The organism is Rhizobium sophoriradicis, assembly GCF_003939025.1.
In the GTDB taxonomy this organism is placed as follows: Bacteria; Pseudomonadota; Alphaproteobacteria; order Rhizobiales; family Rhizobiaceae; genus Rhizobium; species Rhizobium sophoriradicis.
In genome coordinates this window covers 158,720-178,540 of record NZ_RQIH01000009.1, presented here as the reverse complement: position 1 = coordinate 178,540, position 19,821 = coordinate 158,720, and the positions used below count along the sequence as shown (strand labels likewise).

The 19,821-nt window shown below is 62.6% G+C and carries 16 protein-coding genes and 1 pseudogene; 10 read left to right on the top strand and 7 right to left on the bottom strand.

Translation table 11 applies throughout. From position 1 onward, the window contains the following. Window positions 1-218: 218 nt before the first annotated feature. The 4 genes and pseudogenes from EFR00_RS16965 to EFR00_RS16950 all read left to right on the top strand — a co-directional run. Entirely contained in the window at window positions 219-893 is a 675-nt protein-coding gene (locus EFR00_RS16965; protein WP_009995000.1) for an energy-coupling factor ABC transporter ATP-binding protein, read from the top strand. Beyond that, the gene (locus EFR00_RS16960; protein WP_077990984.1) at window positions 893-1,501 is read left to right on the top strand and encodes an energy-coupling factor transporter transmembrane component T family protein; all 609 of its coding nucleotides are present in this window, start codon (window positions 893-895) and stop codon (window positions 1,499-1,501) included. The genes EFR00_RS16965 and EFR00_RS16960 overlap by 1 nt, the downstream gene beginning before the upstream one ends. Before the next feature lie 24 nt (window positions 1,502-1,525). Next, complete coding sequence (locus EFR00_RS16955; RefSeq protein ID WP_077990986.1) at window positions 1,526-2,089, top strand: biotin transporter BioY; 564 nt, start codon at window positions 1,526-1,528, stop codon at window positions 2,087-2,089. Between the two features lie 489 nt (window positions 2,090-2,578). Next, window positions 2,579-2,734, top strand: a pseudogene (locus EFR00_RS16950) (ectoine synthase); the annotation flags it as partial. 46 nt (window positions 2,735-2,780) lie between these two features. Here EFR00_RS16950 and EFR00_RS16945 read toward each other — a convergent pair. The 4 genes from EFR00_RS16945 to EFR00_RS16930 form a co-directional block, all read right to left on the bottom strand. Beyond that, window positions 2,781-3,884, bottom strand: a complete 1,104-nt coding sequence (locus EFR00_RS16945) for a helix-turn-helix transcriptional regulator (protein ID WP_077990994.1) — start codon at window positions 3,882-3,884, stop codon at window positions 2,781-2,783. Window positions 3,885-4,166: 282 nt separating this feature from the next. Continuing rightward, window positions 4,167-5,516, bottom strand: a complete 1,350-nt coding sequence (locus EFR00_RS16940; protein ID WP_077990996.1) for an SLC13 family permease — start codon at window positions 5,514-5,516, stop codon at window positions 4,167-4,169. A 90-nt stretch (window positions 5,517-5,606) separates the two neighbouring features. Then, a complete protein-coding gene (locus EFR00_RS16935) occupies window positions 5,607-7,121 on the bottom strand; it encodes a malonate--CoA ligase (RefSeq protein WP_077990998.1) in 1,515 nt (504 codons plus the stop codon). Continuing rightward, entirely contained in the window at window positions 7,118-8,542 is a 1,425-nt protein-coding gene (locus EFR00_RS16930; protein ID WP_077991000.1) for a malonyl-CoA decarboxylase, read from the bottom strand. Before EFR00_RS16930 ends, EFR00_RS16935 begins: the two co-directional genes overlap by 4 nt. A 158-nt stretch (window positions 8,543-8,700) precedes the next feature. Between EFR00_RS16930 and EFR00_RS16925 the strand changes: the two genes are divergently transcribed. After that, window positions 8,701-9,351, top strand: coding sequence for a GntR family transcriptional regulator (locus EFR00_RS16925; protein WP_077991003.1), 651 nt, complete (start codon window positions 8,701-8,703; stop codon window positions 9,349-9,351). A 6-nt stretch (window positions 9,352-9,357) separates the two neighbouring features. On the opposite strand, the gene EFR00_RS16920 is transcribed toward EFR00_RS16925, so the two are convergent. After that, entirely contained in the window at window positions 9,358-9,759 is a 402-nt protein-coding gene (locus EFR00_RS16920; RefSeq protein WP_077991005.1) for an acyl-CoA thioesterase, read from the bottom strand. Between the two features lie 188 nt (window positions 9,760-9,947). Here EFR00_RS16920 and EFR00_RS16915 point away from each other — a divergent pair, with 188 nt between their 5' ends. The 4 genes from EFR00_RS16915 to EFR00_RS16900 all read left to right on the top strand — a co-directional run bounded on the left by EFR00_RS16915 (window position 9,948) and on the right by EFR00_RS16900 (window position 12,994). Beyond that, the gene (locus tag EFR00_RS16915) at window positions 9,948-10,883 is read left to right on the top strand and encodes a histone deacetylase family protein (protein WP_077991007.1); all 936 of its coding nucleotides are present in this window, start codon (window positions 9,948-9,950) and stop codon (window positions 10,881-10,883) included. A gap of 2 nt (window positions 10,884-10,885) precedes the next feature. Beyond that, window positions 10,886-11,137 (top strand): exodeoxyribonuclease VII small subunit, encoded by a 252-nt coding sequence (locus EFR00_RS16910; protein ID WP_003545921.1) that lies wholly within the window; start codon window positions 10,886-10,888, stop codon window positions 11,135-11,137. A gap of 86 nt (window positions 11,138-11,223) precedes the next feature. Next, complete coding sequence (locus EFR00_RS16905) at window positions 11,224-11,991, top strand: SDR family NAD(P)-dependent oxidoreductase (protein WP_077991008.1); 768 nt, start codon at window positions 11,224-11,226, stop codon at window positions 11,989-11,991. A 79-nt stretch (window positions 11,992-12,070) separates the two neighbouring features. Beyond that, window positions 12,071-12,994 carry a pirin family protein gene (locus EFR00_RS16900; protein ID WP_077991009.1) on the top strand — a complete coding sequence of 308 codons (924 nt, stop codon included), beginning with the start codon at window positions 12,071-12,073 and terminating at the stop codon, window positions 12,992-12,994. 14 nt (window positions 12,995-13,008) lie between these two features. On the opposite strand, the gene EFR00_RS16895 is transcribed toward EFR00_RS16900, so the two are convergent. Next, window positions 13,009-14,988: a phospholipase D-like domain-containing protein gene (locus EFR00_RS16895; RefSeq protein WP_077991010.1), complete on the bottom strand. Its 1,980-nt coding sequence runs from the start codon at window positions 14,986-14,988 to the stop codon at window positions 13,009-13,011. A 286-nt stretch (window positions 14,989-15,274) separates the two neighbouring features. Between EFR00_RS16895 and dxs the strand changes: the two genes are divergently transcribed. After that, window positions 15,275-17,191: a 1-deoxy-D-xylulose-5-phosphate synthase gene (gene dxs, locus EFR00_RS16890; RefSeq protein WP_077991011.1), complete on the top strand. Its 1,917-nt coding sequence runs from the start codon at window positions 15,275-15,277 to the stop codon at window positions 17,189-17,191. A gap of 472 nt (window positions 17,192-17,663) precedes the next feature. Here the strand turns inward: dxs and EFR00_RS16885 are convergent, their stop codons facing one another. Beyond that, the gene (locus EFR00_RS16885) at window positions 17,664-19,607 is read right to left on the bottom strand and encodes a methyl-accepting chemotaxis protein (protein ID WP_077991013.1); all 1,944 of its coding nucleotides are present in this window, start codon (window positions 19,605-19,607) and stop codon (window positions 17,664-17,666) included. Window positions 19,608-19,821 lie beyond the last annotated feature (214 nt).

Sequence of the window (19,821 nt, the reverse complement as noted above, 5' to 3'; positions counted from 1 at the left end):
TGGCTGCCCCTCACCCTAACCCTCTCCCCGCTCGCGGGGAGAGGGGACGTGCCAAACGCAGCGTCGAGATAGAGGGAGACGGTGCGGCATATCCCTTCTCCCCGCGAGCGGGGGTCCGAAAGGACGGGTCGAGACGCGTGGCTCGACCCAGGCAGGGTGCCGGCAGGCGGATGAGGGGCTGGTGCGGCAGCACGATCGCATGGATGCGAGGAACTGAGTTGGACATACAATTCGAAGGCGCCGGGGTCAGTTTCGGAACGCGGGTAGCGCTGGAACCACTAACGCTTGGCGTCAGCGGCAAACGCATCGGCGTCATCGGGCTCAACGGGTCGGGCAAGACCACCTTCGCGCGGCTGATCAACGGGCTGACCAAGCCGACGGTCGGGCGCGTCATCGTCAACGGCCGCGACACGGCTGACGAGAAGGCGGCGTCCGCCGATGTCGGCTTCATCTTCCAATCGCCGCAGAACCAGATCATCCTGCCGATCGTCCGCGACGACATCGCCTTCGGGCTGAAGCGGCGCGGCTTCACCAAGGCGGAGATCGAGGCCAAGGTCGAGGGTGTGCTCGCTCGCTTCGGCGCCGAGGCACTCGCCGATCGCCGGGCGCATGAGCTTTCCGGCGGCGAGTTGCAGGTGGCCGCGCTGTGCTCGGTGCTGGCGACGGGGCCTGGCATTCTCATCCTCGACGAACCCACAAATCAGCTCGACCTCAAAAACCGGGCACTGGTCGAGAGCATCATCGCCGGCCTGCCGGAAAGCGCCATCGTCATCACCCATGATCTCGAACTGATCGCCGGGTTCGAGCGGGTGCTCTTGTTTCATGAGGGGCGGCTTGCCGCCGACGCGCCGGCGACCGAGGCGATCGCCCGCTACAGGGAGATCGCCGCCTGATGCAGTCGCTCTATGTCGAAGGCAACAGCGTGATGCACCGGCTTTCGCCGCGGCTGAAACTCTTGTCGCTGGCGACCTTCGGCATCGTGCTGTTTATCACGGACAACCTCGTTCTGCTTTCGATCGCCGCGCTGATAACGGCGGTCGTCTACCGCATGGTCGGCCTGCCGCTCGGCGAGGCGCTCAGGCGGCTGCGGCCGGTCTTCCTGACGATCGCCGTCGTGGCGCTGTTCAACCTGATCTTCAATCCGTGGCAGCAGGCTCTCGTGCCGCTGTTGCGGCTGACGGCGCTGATGCTGCTGGCCGCCACCGTGACGGCGACGACTTCGATCACAGAGTTCATCGACGAGGTGACGGCGCTTGCCCGCCCGCTCGAGCGCACCGGCCTCGTGCAGGCCGACGATATCGGCCTGGCGCTTGGGCTGGTGCTGCGCTTCGTGCCGGAGATTGTCGAGCGTTATCAAGCGATCCGCGAGGCGCACAGGGCACGAGGGCTGAGGGTCCGGCCGACGAGCCTGCTGGCGCCGCTGATCATTCTGACGCTCCGAGATGCAGATAATATCGCCGCGGCGATTGACGCGCGTGGCATTCGGCGGCATGGAAGTTAACCAATTTTAACCACGGAAGTCATGATGAGCACCCGCGATCTCGTTCTTACCGCCCTCTTTGCCGCGATCATCGTGGCGCTCGGCCTGCTGCCGCCGATCTCGCTCGGCTTCATTCCCGTGCCGATCACCGCCCAATCGCTCGGCGTCATGATGGCGGGTGTCGTGCTCGGCGCCCGGCGCGGCGCGATTGCCGTGCTGATCGTGCTGCTGCTCGTCGCCATCGGCCTGCCGGTGCTTTCCGGCGGCCGCGGCGGGCTTGCCATCTTCGCCTCGCCGACGGCCGGCTTCCTCGTCGGCTGGATCTTCGGCGCCTTCGTCACCGGTTATCTCAGCGAGCGCCTGGTCAATCACGGCCAATCCGGCCTGGTGCAGACGGTCAGCTTCTTCCTCGCCGCCATGGCCGGCGGCATCGTCGTACTCTATGCCTTCGGCATCGCCTATCTCGCGACCGTCGCCGGCCTCGGCTTCACCAAGGCCTTCGTCGGGTCGATGGCCTTCATTCCGGGCGACGTGGTCAAGGCTTTCGTCGCCGCCCTGCTCGGCCGCGCCGTCATGGTCGGCTATCCCCTGCTGCCGGCGCGCGTGTAAGGCGCCTCGATCGCAAATACATGCAGTGGACCGTCTTCACCCGAAGGCGGCCATTTGCGTTTGCGGCAAGCCAAGACCGCTTGCTGCGGCGCAGGCTCTGTGTCTCGATGCTGATGGATTGCGAGAGAAAGCCTTGAGCAAGGTACGCCTGGAACACAGGCAACAAAAAACCGCCTTGAGGCGGTCGGGCATTCTATCGATTTCAGTTTGATCTAGTCTCCTCCACCTCCGTCGCCGCCGCCGTCACAGCCGCCATCGTCCGAGGCTTGGAACCAGCCTCCCCCGCCATCGCCGGAGCTTTTTGACCTTCGCTTGCCACTCGCAACGATCAGGGCGCAAATCAGGGCGAAATAGGCAATGAGGAAGACATTCGTAAAAAATGTGACCAATCAGTATCCTTTCGTTTGCTTCAGGAAATCTTGTTTCCTGATAAAAATTGTAGATTATTTTTCGATTTTCGCAATCGCTCCAATATGAAAGTTTTGTGACATTCTAGTCGGCGATATCTATGTCCTCGACAAACACGATCGACACTATTTGCGGGGCGGCAAGGACGAGGATCTCATCCTCGTCAGCGTTTTCAATCCGCCGCTCAAGGTGACGGAGCGTCACGACCTGAATAACACAAGCGGTTCGGAATATTGAGTTGAGCGACCGTGGGCCAGATCCCGCCGGATTTTGCATCCAGAATTCACCGCATCAGCAGCGACACTAGGCCGACCCGGGAATTGACCCCGAGCTTCGAATAGATGTTTCTGAGGTGCGTTCTGACCGTCTCGTAGCTGATGTCGTCGGCCATCGCCACTTCTCTCGGCGATTGCCCGGATGCAATGCTCGATGCGATCCGAATTTCGGTGGCCGTCAGCTTATACAGCTGCATCAACAAATCGCGACGCTCATTGAGAGGCGTCGCCACGATCGGCTCGACGATCACCGCCACGGTCGGTCCCTCCAGGAACTCTGTGACTGTATCGGAATGCAGCCGGACGAGGGTGAAGCGGTAATTATCCTGGTTGCCGCCCTTGACGATCGCCGTGTGCGGTTTGGTCTGCACGCCGTTTCTGGAGGTCAGAAATTCGAGAACCGCGGCCGTCTTCTCGCATTGAAGTGCGAGCGTGCCGTCGGCGCCGATCCGCACAGGCAAGCCGGCGGCCAGCAAGGCCTCTGCGCTTTTATTCCAGCGACGGGCTTTGCGTTGCTCCGAGACATAGATCAATCCGACGCCGATGCTGTCGAACAGGGCCTGCGTCGCCTGTTCGTGCGGTGCGAAAAGATCGCGCTTGCGAATGAAGTCGAAAGCCCTTCTCAGATGCGGCGCGAGCTGCGTGTAAAGCTTGGCCGCCTCGCTGTTGAGATCGGGGTCGGCGGAAGACGTGCAAGCCGAAAGGATGAAGGTGCGGTTCTCCTCGCGAATGATCGAGACGCCAATGCTCGTCTCGCAGCCGGTCTGCCGCTTCAGCCAGTCATTGTAAAATTCCGATCTGATCAGCTCCTCGCGTGGAACGATCTCGTCGCCGCAGAGGCCCTGGCCGACGGGCACGAGATCCAGTCTCGGAATCCAGGGGTTGACCGAGGCGAAGTGGCTCACGAACTGATCGATCTCGGACTGCGAAAATCCCGACATGAAGGGAACATGGGCGACGGACGCGGTCAGATCATGATAGTGAAGCGCCGCCTTGCCGCCCGGCGACGTCTGTGCAAGGCGATCGAGGAAATCCTGCCAGCTGCACTCTCCGAACAGACTTCCATAAATCATATCCGTCAGCAGAGATGAGACGTCGGTCGATTGAACCATGATCAATTTTCAACATCACGGAAAGAAGCATCTCCAAATATTGAATAGTGTCGGCTCTCCAAATGCAACGAAATTCAAGCATTAATAGTCGACATCTTCTCTATTCCGCGAGGCGATCAATACTACAACTCAAGCATGTTATAGCTTCGGCGGAGTTAGATTTCCGATCAACGCTTTCGGCAGGGAATGAGTGGAACTCCGGAACGCCTGCTCACAGCGTGAATGCCTTGACCGCCGCGGGCGATGGCCCACGGCGGAAAGCAATGGTTCGCCGGCCCGTCGTCAAACCAGTCCCGGCACGACGAAGACCAGCCAGGCAACGATCGGGCCGATGATGGCAATCAGCGCGCTGTAGACCAGCAACTGCTTGAGAACCTGCTCGCGCCTTTCATCCGGCGCATTGGCGACGACAAGCGCACCATTGGTGGAGAATGGGCTGGTATCGACGATCGTCGTCGAGATCGCGATGGCCGCGACCACGCCGATGGCACTGACATGTCCCTGCATGAGGAACGGGACGGCAAGCGGGATGATGGCGCCGAGCAGCGCGGTCGAGGATGCGAAGGCCGAGACGATGGCGCCGGTAAAGCAAAGCAGGAGCGCCACCAGCAGCGGCATGCCGAGACTGGATATGCCGTTCGCGACGTAATCGACGGTACCGGCTTTCTCCATGACGCCGACATAGGTGATGATGCCTGATATCAGCAGCACGGTCGACCAGCTCACCTTATCGATTGCTGCCTTCTGGGTTTTCGGCGACAGCAGCGCCAGGGCGACGGCGACCGTCATGGCGACGAGGCCGACATTGAACTTGAAAACCAGGGCGCCGATGCCAAGCGCCGTCAGGCCGATCAGCGTGGTAATTCGCTCATTGTTCAGACGCAGCGTCGCAGCAGTATCGGCCGCCGTGCCGTAGGCATGTTCGCGGATCGGTTTTGCCGGCGTGCCGCCGTGACCTCTGATCGATGCCGACACGCCCTCGGGATGCAGTTCGGGCAAGGGGCCAAGGGATGCTGCGGGAACTTGCTTCATGACCTTTGCGCCGCCGAAAACGAAGAAGACCAGCACCGCAATCGCCAGGTTGAAGAAAAAGCTGGAGAGAAAAAGGGACGTCGGCGCGAAGGGCAGGCCGGCCTTGGCAACGATCTGGTTGGTGATGCCGCCATAGATGCTGATCGGCGAAAAGCCGCCCGCTTGTACGCCGTGGATCACCATCAGGCCCATCATGACTGGGTGAATGCGGTACTGGATGGCAAAGCTCAGCGCGACCGGCGCGAGAATGGCGACGGCAGCAGGTCCAAGAGCGCCGAAACCGGTAATGACGGCGGCGACGAGGAACATTACCCAGGGGATCAGGCCTATGCGTCCACGCACCAGCCGGACGGCGCATTCGACCAGCCAGTCGATCGTGCCGTTGATCTGCGCGATGGCGAAGAGGTAGGTGACGGCGACGAGCGTCAGGAACAAGTCACTCGGAAAGCCGGCAAAAATATCGGTGGTTTTCATGCCGATGGTCATGGAGCCGAGCACGAAGGCGCCGGCAAAGGCGAGCGCGCCCATGTTGATCGGCTGGATCGTCGCAACGATGAACATAGCGATGAGCAGGCCTATGGCCAGTATTTCAATACCCATGATTCCCCTCCCTCCGACGCCTCCAGCGCCGTGGTTGCTGTTTGCAATTGATGCGGATGCCGCCGACCCTCCTCCCAGAGGGCGGCCGTCTTACGTCCCGGTATAAAGATCGGCGTATTGCTGCCGCAGGATGTTCTTCTGGACCTTGCCCATCGTGTTGCGCGGCAGGTCCTCGGCGAAGATGATGCGTTTTGGCTGTTTGTAGCGGGCGAGACGGTCCTGCAGGGCGCCGACAATGGTCTTTTCATCCAGCACGGCGCCCGGCTTGCGCACCACGACGGCGGTTACGCCTTCTCCGAAATCGGGATGCGGCACGCCGATGACGGCGCTCTCGACCACGCCCTCGATCTGGTCGATCTCGCTTTCGACCTCTTTCGGATAGATGTTGTAGCCACCGGAGATCACCAGGTCCTTGCCGCGGCCGACGATATGGACATAGCCGTCGTGGTCGATCTTGCCGAGGTCGCCGCTGATGAAGAACCCATCGCCGGTGAATTCGGCCGCGGTTTTTTCCGGCATGCGCCAGTAGCCCTTGAAGACGTTCGGCCCCTTGATCTCGATCATGCCGGTCTCCTCCGGCGGCAGCACTTGTCCGGTGGCGGGATCGGTGACGCGCACCGTCACGCCGGGCAGCGGAAAGCCGACCGTTCCGGCAATCCGTTTCCCGTCGTAAGGGTTGGAGGTGTTCATATTGGTTTCCGTCATGCCGTAACGCTCGAGAATCGCGTGACCGGTCCGGGCCTGGAATTCGGTATGCGTTTCTGCAAGCAGCGGCGCCGAGCCTGATATAAACAGGCGGATGTTGGCTGCTGCCTCCTTGCCGAAGTGCGGGCTTTGCAAAAGGCGCACATAGAAGGTCGGCACGCCCATCAGCATCGTTGCCTGCGGCATCAGTGAAACGACCTCGTCGGCGTCGAATTTCGACAGCAGGAACATCGAGGCGCCGGCAAGCAGCGTGACGTTGGTGGCGACGAACAGCCCATGCGTATGGAAGATCGGCAGGGCATGGATCAGCCGGTCGTCGGGGGTGACGCGCCAGTAGTCCCGCAAGGTCAGGGCGTTCGAGAGCAGATTGCCGTGGGTGAGCATCGCCCCCTTGGAGCGTCCCGTCGTTCCCGAGGTGTAGAGGATCGCGGCGAGATCATCGGCGGCGCGCGAAGCGTCGACAAAGTCGGCAGGCTCGTCGCGCGCCAAATCGAGCAACGAGCCGCTGCCGTCGGCGTCGAGCGTTTCGATAATGGCGCCGCGGTGCTTGGCGATCGTCTCCACACCTTCCCGAGCGGCCGAGGCAACCACCACCAGACGCGGCTCGGCGTCGCCGATGAAGTAATCGAGCTCGGCCAGCGTATAGGCGGTGTTGAGCGGCAGGTAGACGGCGCCGCTGCGAAGACAGGCGAGATAGAGGATCAATGCTTCGGCGCTTTTCTCCACCTGTACCGCAACCCGGTCGCCGGGGCGAATGCCGAGCGTATCCATCGCGCCGGCAATGCGGCCGGAAAGGGCGAAGGCCTCGTCATAGGTCCATGTGCGGGTGCTATCGATCCGGATGAACGGTGCGTTATCGGGTGCGGCGGCCCGCATGGCGTCGAAAAGATGGTTGCTCACTTTCGCCCTCCTCCAAGCGTGGAATTCATCAGTTGCGCGAATGCTCGAGAACCTTGCTGGCCATTGCCGCCACGGCGGCCTTCGTCGCTCTGGCTGAGCAGGCTTTTGACGGCGGGCGAGGCGATCACTTCGCCGCGTTGCGCTAAGGCCTCGTGGTTGGCGACGATATCGTCGAGCTTGTAGAGGTAATTGACCATCAGACCGTGCGCCTGTTGCAGCGCCTTGGGCGAGCGGTCGCCGAGAAAATTCACTCTTTCAAGCCGGGCGCCATTGCCGAGATGGAAGCGGGCGACGGGATCGACGGGGCGGCCCTCCGGCGTCCGTTCGGTCAGGAAATAGCGGGCCGCAAGCGGCAGCAACACACGCTCCACCTCGGCCGCGCTGCTCTCGCTGCCCGGCCAGTTCGGATCGTCGAGCAAGCTCAGCGTTTTCAGCGCCGCTTCGGATAGAGACCGATCGCCGGTCGCGGTGCGCATCTTGGCAAGCCAGCGGGCAAAACCCGGAACGGGCGACAGCGTGACGAAATTCTTGAGGCCGGGCAGGTCCTTGCGCAGATCTTCCACGACCTGCTTGATCAGGAAATTGCCGAACGAGATGCCGCGCAGGCCGTCCTGGCAGTTGGAAATCGAATAGAACACGGCCGTCGTCGCCTCGTCGGCATTGATCTGCTCCCTCCCCTCGTCGAGCACGTCCGCGATCGCCTTCGGCACGGAGCGGGTGAGCGCCACCTCGACGAAGACCAGCGGCTCATCGGCCAATCGGGGATGGAAAAAGGCAAAGCATCGACGGTCAGCCGGCGCCAGACGACGGCGCAACTCCTCCCAGCCGGCAATCTCATGCACAGCCTCGTATTGGATGATCTTTTCGAGAATATAGGCCGGCGTCGTCCAGTCGATCGGCCGCAGCGTCAGAAAGCCGCGATTGAACCAGGAACCGAACAGATGCGTGAAGTCGGCATCCAGCGCGTGATAGGCTTCGGATCGGTCCTTGGAAGCAAGCAGCTGCTGACGCATGCGGACGAGCGTGGCAGTGCCGTTCGGCGCGTGATTCAATCGGCGCAGCAACTCCTGCCGCCGCGGCTCTGCTGCCTGGTGGAGCGCGATCACCGCGGCTGAGCTTTTGTCCGTGCGGTAATCTTCAATCGCCTGATCGAGCCTGGCGGTGTGGGGGCCGAATTTTTGCTGAAGCATATGGAAGAATTTCTGCGCACCCTCGCTGTCGAGCGCGCCCCAGCGATCGAGGATCTCGGCTGCAAGGGCCATGCCGGAGGCTTCACCGCGGCTCGACAGCAACATTTCACAAAGGGTCTCAAGATCGGCCTTGGCGGCGGCCTGCGTATTGCGCGAGCCGGAAAACAGCAGCTGGCGTCCGTGATCCGTGATGCTTTGCAGCATGTCGGTGAAGAAAGACGCCTCGGCCATGCCATTCTCCTCTCTTCTGATGGCGGTGTGCGCGCCGTTGGACCAGCTGCTTCCCATCGCCGGGCTTCGTCTGTAGTATGTACATTGCCATTCTTCGTACACGACGTCAACGTTTGTGTATACAAGATCTGCAATTATGTATGAAGGAAGCGCGAGAAATGTCCGAGAATGTCGGCCGGTGGCTCCGGGATGAGATTGAAAATGCGATACTTTCCTACGAATTCGCCCCCGGCGAACGGCTGGATGAAACCGTGCTAGCCAATCGGTTCGGCGTGTCGCGGACGCCGGTGCGCGAGGCGTTGATGCAGCTCGACGCGATCGGCCTGATCGAAATCCGTCCGCGCCGCGGCGCCATCGTGATCGATCCGGGGCCGCACCGCATTTACGAAATGTTCGAGGTCATGGCCGAGCTCGAGGGCCTGGCCGGATCGCTCGCCGCACGCCGGCTGGACAAGGCGTCACGCGAAGCGATCACCGCCACTCACGGCCGCTGCGAGAAATCAGCCGCTGCCGGTGACAGCGATGCCTATTATTATGACAATGAGGAGTTTCATAAGGCGATCTACGCCGCGAGCCGCAGCGATTTCCTGCAGGAGCAATGTGCGCAATTGCATCGCCGCCTGCGGCCCTATCGCCGTCTGCAGTTGCGGGTGCGTAACCGCCTGTCGACATCCTTCTCGGAACATTGCGCCATCGTCGATGCGATCTTTACAGGAGACGGAGACGAAGCCCGCCGCCTGCTGCGAACCCATGTCGGCATTCAGGGAGAAAGGTTCAGCGATCTGGTCGCAAGCATGGCAGCGAGATAGAATTGCCTAATCCAAGAACCGATAGAGCCAGTCGCGTGTTTCCTCCGGCAGCGAGACCGGCTGCTGATCTTCGCGGCTGCGGGCCTGCCAGATGATCTCGACCTCGGCGGCGCGCTCCTCGCCGGTGTCGATCGAAACGAGGAAGCCGATCGAGCGCACGCCGATCTTGTCGACGGCGGCGGTGAAAATCGCCGGCTCGTCGTAATGCAGCGGGCGGTGGAGAATGCAGGTAAACTTGCTGGCGCTATAGACCGGCTCGTCCTCGACTTCAGGCCGCGCCAACCAGAAGCTCGCAATGACGGACTCGGCATAGGAAATATAGGAGGCCAGGAACATCCGGCCGGTCATATCGACATCGCGAAACGGCACATGTATTTCCGTCACACCCGGGCGTTTCGACTGACTCATCAACAACTCTGCCTGCAAAATTCCCCTTTAACGACAGTAGCACGAGGTTTTTTGAAGTAAACGGCTGAGATGACAGGAATTTATAATGCCGCCGCCGGCGGGATGGTGCGGCGGAGCGCTTGTTGAAATCGTCCTGCGATGCCCCATCTGCTGTGGAACATGACACAAGCGGCCGATAGAGTGTCTCCATGAGCACCCGTCTTTATGAACACCCGATCTTCCTGGAACATGTGACGCCTTCCGGCCATCCGGAGCGATCGGATCGGATCCGCGCCATCAATGTGGCGCTGGAACATCCGAATTTCGAGCGGCTGCAGCGCCGACAGGCGCCGCAGGCGAGCGAGGATGCGGTGCTGCTGGCGCATCCGGAAGAGCACCTGATGGCCGTCATGCGGGAGATCCCCGAGGAGGACGATCGGATCACCCAGCTGGAGGCCGATACCTATGCCAGCGTCAAGAGCCTGCAGGCGGCGCTGACCGGGATCGGCGGCGCGATGGCGGCGGTGGACGACGTTTTTTCCGGTGCCGCCGACAATGTTTTCGTCGCCGCCCGCCCGCCCGGGCACCATGCCGAGAAGACGACGGCGATGGGCTTCTGCTTCTTCAACAATGCGGCGATCGCCGCCCGCCACGCGCAGAAAAGGCATGGCGCCGAGCGTGTCGCCATCGTCGACTGGGACGTCCACCACGGCAACGGCACCCAGGACATCTTCTGGGACGATGCTTCCGTGCTGTTCTGCTCGACACATCAGATGCCGCTTTATCCCGGCAGCGGCGCCAAAGAGGAGAAGGGCAAGCACAATACCATCGTCAACGCGCCGCTGTCGCCGAATGTCGGCAGCGACCATTTCCGCGAGGCGTTCAAATCGCGCGTGCTGCCGGCGCTTGACGATTTCCGGCCGGATCTGATCATCATCTCGGCCGGTTTCGACGCCCATCACCGCGATCCCTTAGCGCAGATCAACCTGACGGGCGAGGACTTCGACTGGGCGACCGGCCGCGTCCTGGAACTGGCCGACCGGCACGCGAAGAACCGGGTCGTCAGCCTGCTCGAAGGCGGCTATGATCTCGAAGGTCTCGCCGAATCGGCGGGCATGCATATTCTGCGAATGATGAAGGGTTGAGAATGACTGACAGCGCCAAGCCTGAGGTATCGGGCCTTTCCTTCGAAAAGGCGGTCGCCGAACTCGAAAGCATCGTCGCCCGGCTGGAACGCGGCGACGTGGCGCTGGATGAATCGATCGAGATCTACGAGCGCGGCGAAGCACTGAAGAAACATTGCGAGACGCTGCTTTCGGCCGCCGAAAACCGCATCGAGAAGATCCGGCTCGACCGCGCCGGCAAGCCGCAGGGCGTCGAGCCGCTGGACGGCGCCTGAACGATCGGAGCAGCCTTTCGAAGCCGCTTGGCGATCGGCTTGCGTCCGATCTATGATCCCCTCCAGAACCATGAGGGGATAGACAAATGACGGATAGATTGAAGGGCAAGGTCGCCATCATCTCGGGCGGCGCCACCGGCATGGGCGGTGCCGCCTCCAAGCTGTTTGCAGCCGAAGGCGCGCGTGTCGCGATCATCGACCGCAACGGCGAAGCGGCTGATGAGACCGTCAAGGCGATCCGCAATGCCGGCGGCGAGGCCGATTGCTGGACGGCCGATGTTTCGGATGAAGCCGCTGTCAATGCCGCCGTCGCCGGCGTCGAGGAACGCTACGGCGCGGTGACCGTGCTCTTCAACCATGCCGGCACGATCGTCATCAAGCCCTTCCTGGAAACGACGCTTCAGGAATGGGACTGGCTGCACGCCGTCAATGTGCGCTCGATGTTCCTGATGACCAAGGCCGTGCTGCCGAAGATGATTGCCGCGGGCGGTGGATCGATCGTCTGTACCTCGTCGATCTCGGCGGTCGCCGCCACGCCGATGGAGGTGCTCTACGACACGACCAAGGGCGCCGTGCATATGTTTGCCCGGGCGATTGCGGTGGAATTCCGCGACCGCAACATCCGCTGTAATGCCGTCTGCCCCGGCTTCATCCGCACGCCGCACGGGTTGCGCGAGGTGGCCGACCTGCAGGCGCTCGGCGTCGATGTCTCGGATGCCGCCATCGCCGCGCAGCAGGGCCGGATCGGCGAGCCGGAGGATGTGGCGCGCGCCGCCCTTTATCTCGCCAGCGACGAGTCGAATTTCGTCAACGGCGCCCACCTCTTCGTCGATAACGGCTTCACTGCCATCTGAGCGCAAGCCTATCTCGATTGGACGCGCGAGGTGTGAGGCGCTATCTGTGGCCGACATCCTTTAAAAGCGGAGACCCGTCATGTCCTTCTTTCCAGGCAAAGATCCCCTGCCCGGCGACGCCTTCGCCTGTGATGCGATCGAGAATCTGATCATTCCGCGCACCAGTGATATCGGCGGCTTTCAGGTGCGGCGCGCGCTGCCGACAAGGCAGCGGCGGCTGGTCGGGCCGTTCATCTTCTTCGACCGCATGGGGCCGGCGATCCTGAAGCCGAACGAGGCGCTCGACGTCAAGCCGCATCCGCATATCGGCCTGTCGACCGTCACCTATCTCTTCGACGGTGAGATCCGCCATCGCGACAGCCTCGGTACCGAAAAGGTTATTCGCCCCGGCGACATCAACCTGATGACGGCGGGCCGCGGCATCGTGCATTCCGAGCGCACGCCCGACAATCTGCGCGGCCATCCGCTGCTGATGTCGGGGCTGCAGACCTGGCTGGCGCTGCCCGACGACAAGGAGGAGATCGATCCTTCCTTCGCCCATACGCAAAAGACAGAGATGCCGCTGATCGAAACATCAGGCGTGCGCGGGCGGGTCGTCATCGGCTCGTTCGAAGGCATGACATCGCCGGTCGGCACCTTCTCCGACACGCTCTATGTCGATCTCAACCTGCAACCCGGCGTGCGCTTTCCCTTCGGCGCGGGCCATGAGGAGCGCGCCGTCTATGTGCTCTCCGGCGAGGTCGTCATATCGGGCGACCGTTTCGCCGCCGATCAGCTGCTGGTCTTCCGGCCGGGCGATCCGATCACGCTCGAAGCCGGCAGCGACGGCTGCCATCTGATGCTCTTCGGCGGCGCGGCGCTGAACTCGAAGCGCTATATCTGGTGGAATTTCGTCTCTTCCTCGAAGGAACGGATCGAAAAGGCCAAGGAGGAATGGCGCACCGGCCGCTTCGATATCGTTCCCGGCGACGAGGAGGAATTCGTGCCGCTGCCGGAAGGCTGACGGCGGCAGACAATTCAACCCGCCGCGAAATAGCGCATCAGCGCACCCTTGGTGCGGTTGACGTAGCGGTCCTGCCAGCTGTCATCGACATTGAGAAAGCCCGACCAGCCCTTCTTGCCCTGACGCTTCAGCTCCGCCTCGACGGCACGGAAGCGGTAGTGATCATAGACATCGAGAATATGGACGGCATAGGCCTCGGCCAGCGCCCGGTCGCCCTTGACGATCAGCATGTTCTCGTCATTGGCGTAGGAGGCCTTGAAGCCGAGATTGTGGCTGCCGAGCACGACGGCGCAATCGTCCGACAGGGGATCGATCACCAGCACCTTGTCGTGAATGATGGCGCCGACCTTCTTGGCCGTCAGTTCCTCGGCGCCGAAATCCGCCAGCAGCTGGCGGTCGTCGATGCGCGAGGCGCGGACAATGGAGACATTGGCCTCGTCGAAGGTATGAGGCGAGATGGACTCGGTATCGTCGTCCTCGTCGTCGGGATCGTTCTTCTTGCCGGCGACGTAATTAGGCATGGCCTGAGCGCTGGACACGGCGCCGGTGACGATCAGCTTCTGATCCTTGAGGCCGATATCGATCGCCTCGCCGACGATGCAATCCCGGCCCGACTGGCCGGGATAGAAGGCCAGAAACAGCACCGCGTGCTCGGCACGGCGCATCAGCCGGTAGACCTCGCGAAGATCCGGCGGCGTCTCCTTGCCCTTTCTGCGGCTTTGCATGTTCGGCGAGAACCACGTTTCGACCGAAGCGCCATTGCCGGTGGGCACAATGGACGGCGCCTCGTTCGAGCGCCGGAACGCCTTGCTCTGCTGGTTGTCGGGCATGCCGTCGTCGAATTCGACGGGTGCTTCCAGCGTCGTATTGTCCTCCAGCATCCGCTCCCAGTAAGCGACATAGGCCGCGGCAACCGCATCGTTGCGGACGATCAAGGCGTTGTTGGATTGGCCGGCAAGTCCCGTGGCCGTCCAGTTGGTGCTGCCGGTGAAGACGCTGCGGTCAGTCCCGTCCGACGGGATGTGCACGACAAATTTGTTATGGCCGATCTGGCTCGAATTGTTGAACATTCGGTGGTGAATTTCGACGCCCGCATCGATCAGCGCCTGGCGTGCGTGAGCATTGCGCACATCCCACTCGTCTCCGACCTTTCCCGTATTGGCCAGAATGATGCGCAGCTTGTCCTTGTTGGCAAGCAGCAGGTCGAGCAGCTCCTTGTCCTCGAGCTCGTAGAGCGCGACAAGGTACCGGCCGGGCGCATTCAAGTATTCCCTGAGCATCGGAATGACATCGCCGGCGAGATATTTGCGGATGCCGTTCGCCGGATTGGAGATCATGTCGATCAGCTCGTTCGGCTGTTTCACACCGTCTTCCAGCAGGACGTTGCGCAGCCACTGGGCGGCGAGGATGCCGTTGGTGAAGGTGGATTCGAACTGGCCGCGCTTGCGCGTCACATGGACCGGGTTGGAGGCGACAGCCGGCCCGAGATAACCGAGTGGCCGCGGCGGCCCGTCATAGGCCTTGACTGCGATTTTCTCGAAGGTGCCGTCAGCCTTCTTGATCGGCCTGCCGTTGTCGTCCCGCTTGTTGATCTCGACAAGCGCCGGCGTCGGGTCGGGGGCCGCCAACATGCCCGGCTTCAGATCGCCGAGCGGGCGGATCTCGTAGCGCACCCGCACCTCGGCCGGCCGCCGCCGCATCTCGTTGCGCCGCTTGCGCAGCGTCAGATCGCGCCAGGAAAGCTTCTGCACCGGCCAGAGCGACGTCGTCTGAGGCAGCCAATGCGGATTGCGCTGCCCCTTGAAGGCGACCCAGGCGGCGCAGGTCACACGATCCTCGCTGCCATCGGATCTTCTTGCCACGTTTCCCTGCTCGTCCAGATAGACGCGGACGACCTCGAAGCCAAGGCATCCGTCGATCTTGGCGTCGATATCCCAGGCCACATAGGCGACCTCGTTGTTCACATAGGCATGCGCTGCAACAATCGTTCCCATGACCTGATCCCCCAGCCCAGCGCGGCAACAGTGCTACCATTCCGTGTCATATTCAAGCCGCTCGCTGCGGGTTGCGCGTTCGATCGGCGGCGGAAAACCAGGGCGCGACGCGGCCAAGAACAGGCGAATGCAACTCACGGAAATAGAATGTGATATCTCCCGAAACCGCTCACACATTTTTCCGCCATGCTCTAAGGTGAAAACCTTCGGTTCCTGAAATCACTTGTTTTGCCTCGTTCTAATCGAATAAAGCGGTACAAGGAAAAGTAAGAAAGAGCGCCCGCCCGTGACACATCCGCCGAAGACCCCTCTGCTCGACCAGGTCACTTACCCTGCCGACCTGCGCAAGCTCGAGGATCGCGACCTGCCGCAGCTCGCCCGCGAGGTTCGCGACGAAATGATCGATGCGGTGTCGCGCACCGGCGGTCATCTCGGCGCCGGTCTCGGCGTGGTCGAGCTGACGATCGCCATCCACAGCGTCTTCGACACGCCTGACGACCGGCTGATCTTCGATGTGGGCCATCAATGTTATCCGCACAAGATACTCACCGGCCGGCGTGACCGCATCCGGACGCTGCGCCAGGAAAACGGGCTGTCCGGCTTCACCCGCCGGGCGGAGAGCGAATATGATCCGTTCGGCGCGGCGCATTCCTCGACCTCGATCTCCGCCGGCCTCGGCATGGCGATCGCCGCCGATCTCGACAAGACCGATCGCCGCGTCATCGCCGTCATCGGCGACGGGGCGATGTCGGCCGGCATGGCCTATGAGGCGCTGAACAATGCCGGCGCGCTCGATGCGCGGCTCATCGTCATCCTCAACGACAACGACATGTCGATCGCGCCGCCGACAGGCGCGATGAGCGCCTATCTCGCCCGCCTCGCCTCGGGGCGCACCTATATGGGCTTCCGTGATTTCGGCAAGAAGCTGACGGCCTATCTCGGCAAGAACATCGATCGCGCCATCACCCGCGCCGTCGAGCATGCGCGCGGTTATGTCACCGGCGGCACGATGTTCGAGGAAATGGGCTTTTATCACATCGGGCCGATCGACGGCCATTCCTTCGACCATCTTTTGCCGGTGCTGCGCAATGTGCGCGACAATGCCCGCGGACCGGTGCTGATCCATGTCGTCACCCAGAAGGGCAAGGGCTATCCGCCAGCCGAAGCCGCCGCCGACAAATATCACGGCGTCAACAAGTTCGATGTCATCACCGGCGCCCAGGCCCGGGTCAAACCCAACGCGCCGAGCTATACCAGCGTCTTTGCCGAGGCGCTGGTGCAGGAGGCCGCGCTTGACGACAAGATCGTCGGCATCACCGCCGCCATGCCGAATGGTACCGGCCTCGACAAGTTTGCCGAAGCCTTCCCGTCGCGCTGCTTCGATGTCGGCATCGCCGAACAGCATGCGGTGACCTTCGCCGCCGGGCTTGCGGCCGAGGGCTACAAGCCGTTCGCGGCGCTCTATTCCACCTTCCTGCAGCGCGCCTATGACCAGGTCGTGCACGACGTGGCGATCCAGGGACTGCCGGTGCGTTTTCCGATCGACCGCGCCGGCTTCGTCGGCGCCGACGGCCCGACCCATGCCGGCTCCTTCGACACCGCCTTCCTCACCACCCTGCCCGGCTTCGTGGTGATGGCGGCTGCCGACGAGGCCGAACTCAAGCACATGGTGCGCACCGCCGTCGCCTATGACGCCGGACCGATCTCGTTCCGTTATCCCCGTGGCGAAGGTGTCGGCGTCGACATGCCGGCGCGCGGCGAAATCCTGCAGATCGGCAAGGGCCGCATCGTCAAGGAAGGCACCAAGGTGGCGCTGCTTTCCTTCGGCACCCGGCTTGCCGACTGCCTGCTTGCCGCCGAGGATCTCGAGGCCGCCGGCCTGTCGACCACGGTCGCCGATGCGCGTTTCGCCAAGCCTCTCGACCACGATCTGATCCGCCAGCTTGCCCGCCACCACGAGATGCTGATCACCGTCGAGGAAGGCTCCGTCGGCGGCTTCGGCAGCCAGGTAATGCAATATCTCTCAAGCGAGGGCCTGCTCGACAACGGCCTGAAAATCCGCTCGCTGGTCATGCCTGATATCTGGATGGAACAAGCCAAGCCGGAAGCGATGAACGCGCATGCCGGGTTGGATCGTGCAGGAATCGTCTCGACCGTGTTCCGGGCGCTGGGCCGCGGGGTTGCGGTTGGGGTGGCGGGGTAAGTGACTTTGTGAGGGTGCGCCGTGTGGCCCCCTCATCCGCCCTACGGGCACCTATGCCTGGGCCGAGCCACTCGTCTCGGCCCGTCCTTCGGACCCCCGAGGGGAGAAGAGGGAATCGAGACGTTGCGGCATATCTCTTCTCCCCTCGGGCAAAAGGTGCCGGCAGGCGGATGAGGGGGGCCGCGGGTTTCCGCCGTCCATCGCTGTACTTGCTCCAGCAGCCACCCCACCCTCCGTCATGCTCGGCCTTGAGCCGAGCATCCACACCGCATCCACCAGCGTGGGTGGCATGGATCCTCGGCTCAAGGCCGAGGATGACGGAGAGTGAGGAGATGCCCCAGCCAAACTCGCCGTCGACAGAGCGGATGACACTACGCTTCTCGAGCTGATCATACCGGTTCGTCCACCAACGAAAAAAGGGCGGCGCATCACTGCACCGCCCTCTTCATCTAACGTCCCATTCTGAGCGCCCTCAGAACTCCGTCCAGTCTTCCTGCACCGCAACCGCGGCACTCGCCTGTCTTCCGCCGAAGGCCTTGGTGACCTTGCCGGCAAGTGCGCGGGCGGGAGAAGCGACCGGGCGGGAGGCAGGCGTGGCGGCGGCGGTCTTCTGGGCCGGCGCGGCCAGCTGGGTGCCGAGCTTGAACTGGCGCAGCAGTTCATCCAGGGCGCTTGCCTCGCTGGCGAGCGCATGGCTGGCCGCAGTCTGTTCTTCGACCATGGCGGCATTCTGCTGCGTGCCCTGATCCATGTTGTTGACGGCGGTGTTGATCTCCTGCAGCCCGATCGACTGTTCGCGCGTGGCGGTGACGATCGCGTTGACGTTGCGGTTGATGTCCTGCACCTCGGCGACGATGGCTTCCAGCGCCTTGCCGGTTTCGCCGACCAGCGACACGCCGGTCTGGACATGCGTGCCTGACGTGGTGATCAGGTCCTTGATCTCCTTGGCCGCCTTGGCTGAGCGCTGCGCGAGCTCGCGCACTTCCTGCGCCACCACCGCAAAGCCCTTGCCGGCCTCACCGGCACGCGCCGCCTCGACACCGGCATTGAGCGCCAGCAGATTGGTCTGGAAGGCGATGTCGTCGATGACGCCGATGATGTTGCCGATCGCGACCGAGGACTGTTCGATCTGCTGCATCGCCGAGACTGCCTTGCGGACGACCTCGCCGGATTTTTCGGCGCCAAGGCGGGTGCGCTCGACGAGATTGCCGACATCCTCGGCGCGCTTGGCGCTGTCGCGCACCGTCGTCGTCACCTCTTCGAGCGCTGCGGCGGTCTGTTCGACGGCGGCGGCCTGCTGCTCGGTGCGGTGGGCAAGATCGTCGGCGGCCGAGCGGATCTCGCCGGCGCCGGCATTGATGGCCGAGGCGTTGCGGCCGACCGACTGCAGTGCGGCCTGCAGTTTTTCGACGGCATTGTTGAAGTCGTTGCGCAGGCTGTCATATTGCGGCGCAAACGGCGTCTGGATGCGGGCGGCGACATCGCCGACGGCAAGGCCGGCAAGGCCGCCGGCCAAGGCGTCGACGGCATAACGCAGCTCGCCTTCCTCGCGCGCCTTCTGCTCGTCGCTTGCCTGGCGCTGGCGCTCGGCGTCACCGCGCATGCGGTCGGTTTCGCCGGCAAGGCGCAGCTTCTCGATCGCCGCCTGCTTGAAGACCAGGACGGACTGGGCCATGCGGCCGATTTCGTCGCCGCGCTCGACAGCCGGAACCTCGATGTCGTTCTGACCGCCGGCAAGGCGATCCATGGCCGCGGTCATGCCGACGACCGGGCGGACGATGGTGCGCGACATCAGCCATGCAAGCACGGCGGCGGCAAGCGAGGCGACAATGCCGCCGGCAATCAGCGTCATCGTCAGATCGCTGTTGACATCGGCGCGGATGGCGGCGAGCGCATTCGACTTTTCGCGGGCGGTGGCCTTGATCTTGGCGGAGGCCTGGCGGAAACCGTCGAGCTGACCCTTGGTGGCGTTGACACCGATCTTGACAACCTCTTCGATCGGCATGTCGGTTTCCTTGCGCGCCTTGGTCTGCGGTTCGGCAAGTTCATGGAAATAGAGGTCGGCGGCCTTCTGCATGCCGTCGATCATCTCGACCAACTGCGGCTCGCCGGCCGCGGTCTGCTTGGCAGCGGCGATCGCCTTCAGCATGCGCTCGCGGTTGGCGAAGAGGTCGCCATAGGTGCTGTCGCTGCGGAAGAGGATGAAGCCGCGCAGGTTGACCGCCTGCTCGAGCATCGCCTGCAGTGCATCGTCGATCTGGTTGACGAGCAGCACTGATTTTTCCTGCTCGGCGGACGCGGCCGCCGACGCAGTCGCCTTGGAATAGACGAAGGCCGAGACGGACATGAAGATGAGGATGAGGGCTGCGAACGTCGCCGCAAGCTTCCCGTTCAAGGATATGTTTTTAGCGGACATCGGTGAATTTCTCCTGACGACAGTCGACGCGGCGAGAGACAGGTCGCGCCAATGCGCAACCGCCAAGACTTTTCAATAGGAAACATGATCGGCGTAATGACGCCCTGCGCCTTCATGGCGCCAGAGAGGTTCGGACGAACCGCTGCAATCGAGCCGACCCTATGCGGGCAGACTTTAAATTTGCTTAAATACGCGCTGCAGCAACGGCGAGCCC

Bases quoted from the DNA above. Each gene is read 5' to 3' on its own strand.
- EFR00_RS16960 (WP_077990984.1), top strand. From the start codon at position 893: ATGCAGTCGCTCTATGTCGAAGGCAACAGCGTGATGCACCGGCTTTCG.
- EFR00_RS16955 (WP_077990986.1), top strand. From the start codon at position 1,526: ATGAGCACCCGCGATCTCGTTCTTACCGCCCTCTTTGCCGCGATCATC.
- EFR00_RS16945 (WP_077990994.1), bottom strand. From the start codon at position 3,884: ATGGTTCAATCGACCGACGTCTCATCTCTGCTGACGGATATGATTTAT.
- EFR00_RS16940 (WP_077990996.1), bottom strand. From the start codon at position 5,516: ATGGGTATTGAAATACTGGCCATAGGCCTGCTCATCGCTATGTTCATC.
- EFR00_RS16930 (WP_077991000.1), bottom strand. From the start codon at position 8,542: ATGGCCGAGGCGTCTTTCTTCACCGACATGCTGCAAAGCATCACGGAT.
- EFR00_RS16925 (WP_077991003.1), top strand. From the start codon at position 8,701: ATGTCCGAGAATGTCGGCCGGTGGCTCCGGGATGAGATTGAAAATGCG.
- EFR00_RS16920 (WP_077991005.1), bottom strand. From the start codon at position 9,759: ATGAGTCAGTCGAAACGCCCGGGTGTGACGGAAATACATGTGCCGTTT.
- EFR00_RS16915 (WP_077991007.1), top strand. From the start codon at position 9,948: ATGAGCACCCGTCTTTATGAACACCCGATCTTCCTGGAACATGTGACG.
- EFR00_RS16910 (WP_003545921.1), top strand. From the start codon at position 10,886: ATGACTGACAGCGCCAAGCCTGAGGTATCGGGCCTTTCCTTCGAAAAG.
- EFR00_RS16905 (WP_077991008.1), top strand. From the start codon at position 11,224: ATGACGGATAGATTGAAGGGCAAGGTCGCCATCATCTCGGGCGGCGCC.
- EFR00_RS16900 (WP_077991009.1), top strand. From the start codon at position 12,071: ATGTCCTTCTTTCCAGGCAAAGATCCCCTGCCCGGCGACGCCTTCGCC.
- EFR00_RS16895 (WP_077991010.1), bottom strand. From the start codon at position 14,988: ATGGGAACGATTGTTGCAGCGCATGCCTATGTGAACAACGAGGTCGCC.
- EFR00_RS16885 (WP_077991013.1), bottom strand. From the start codon at position 19,607: ATGTCCGCTAAAAACATATCCTTGAACGGGAAGCTTGCGGCGACGTTC.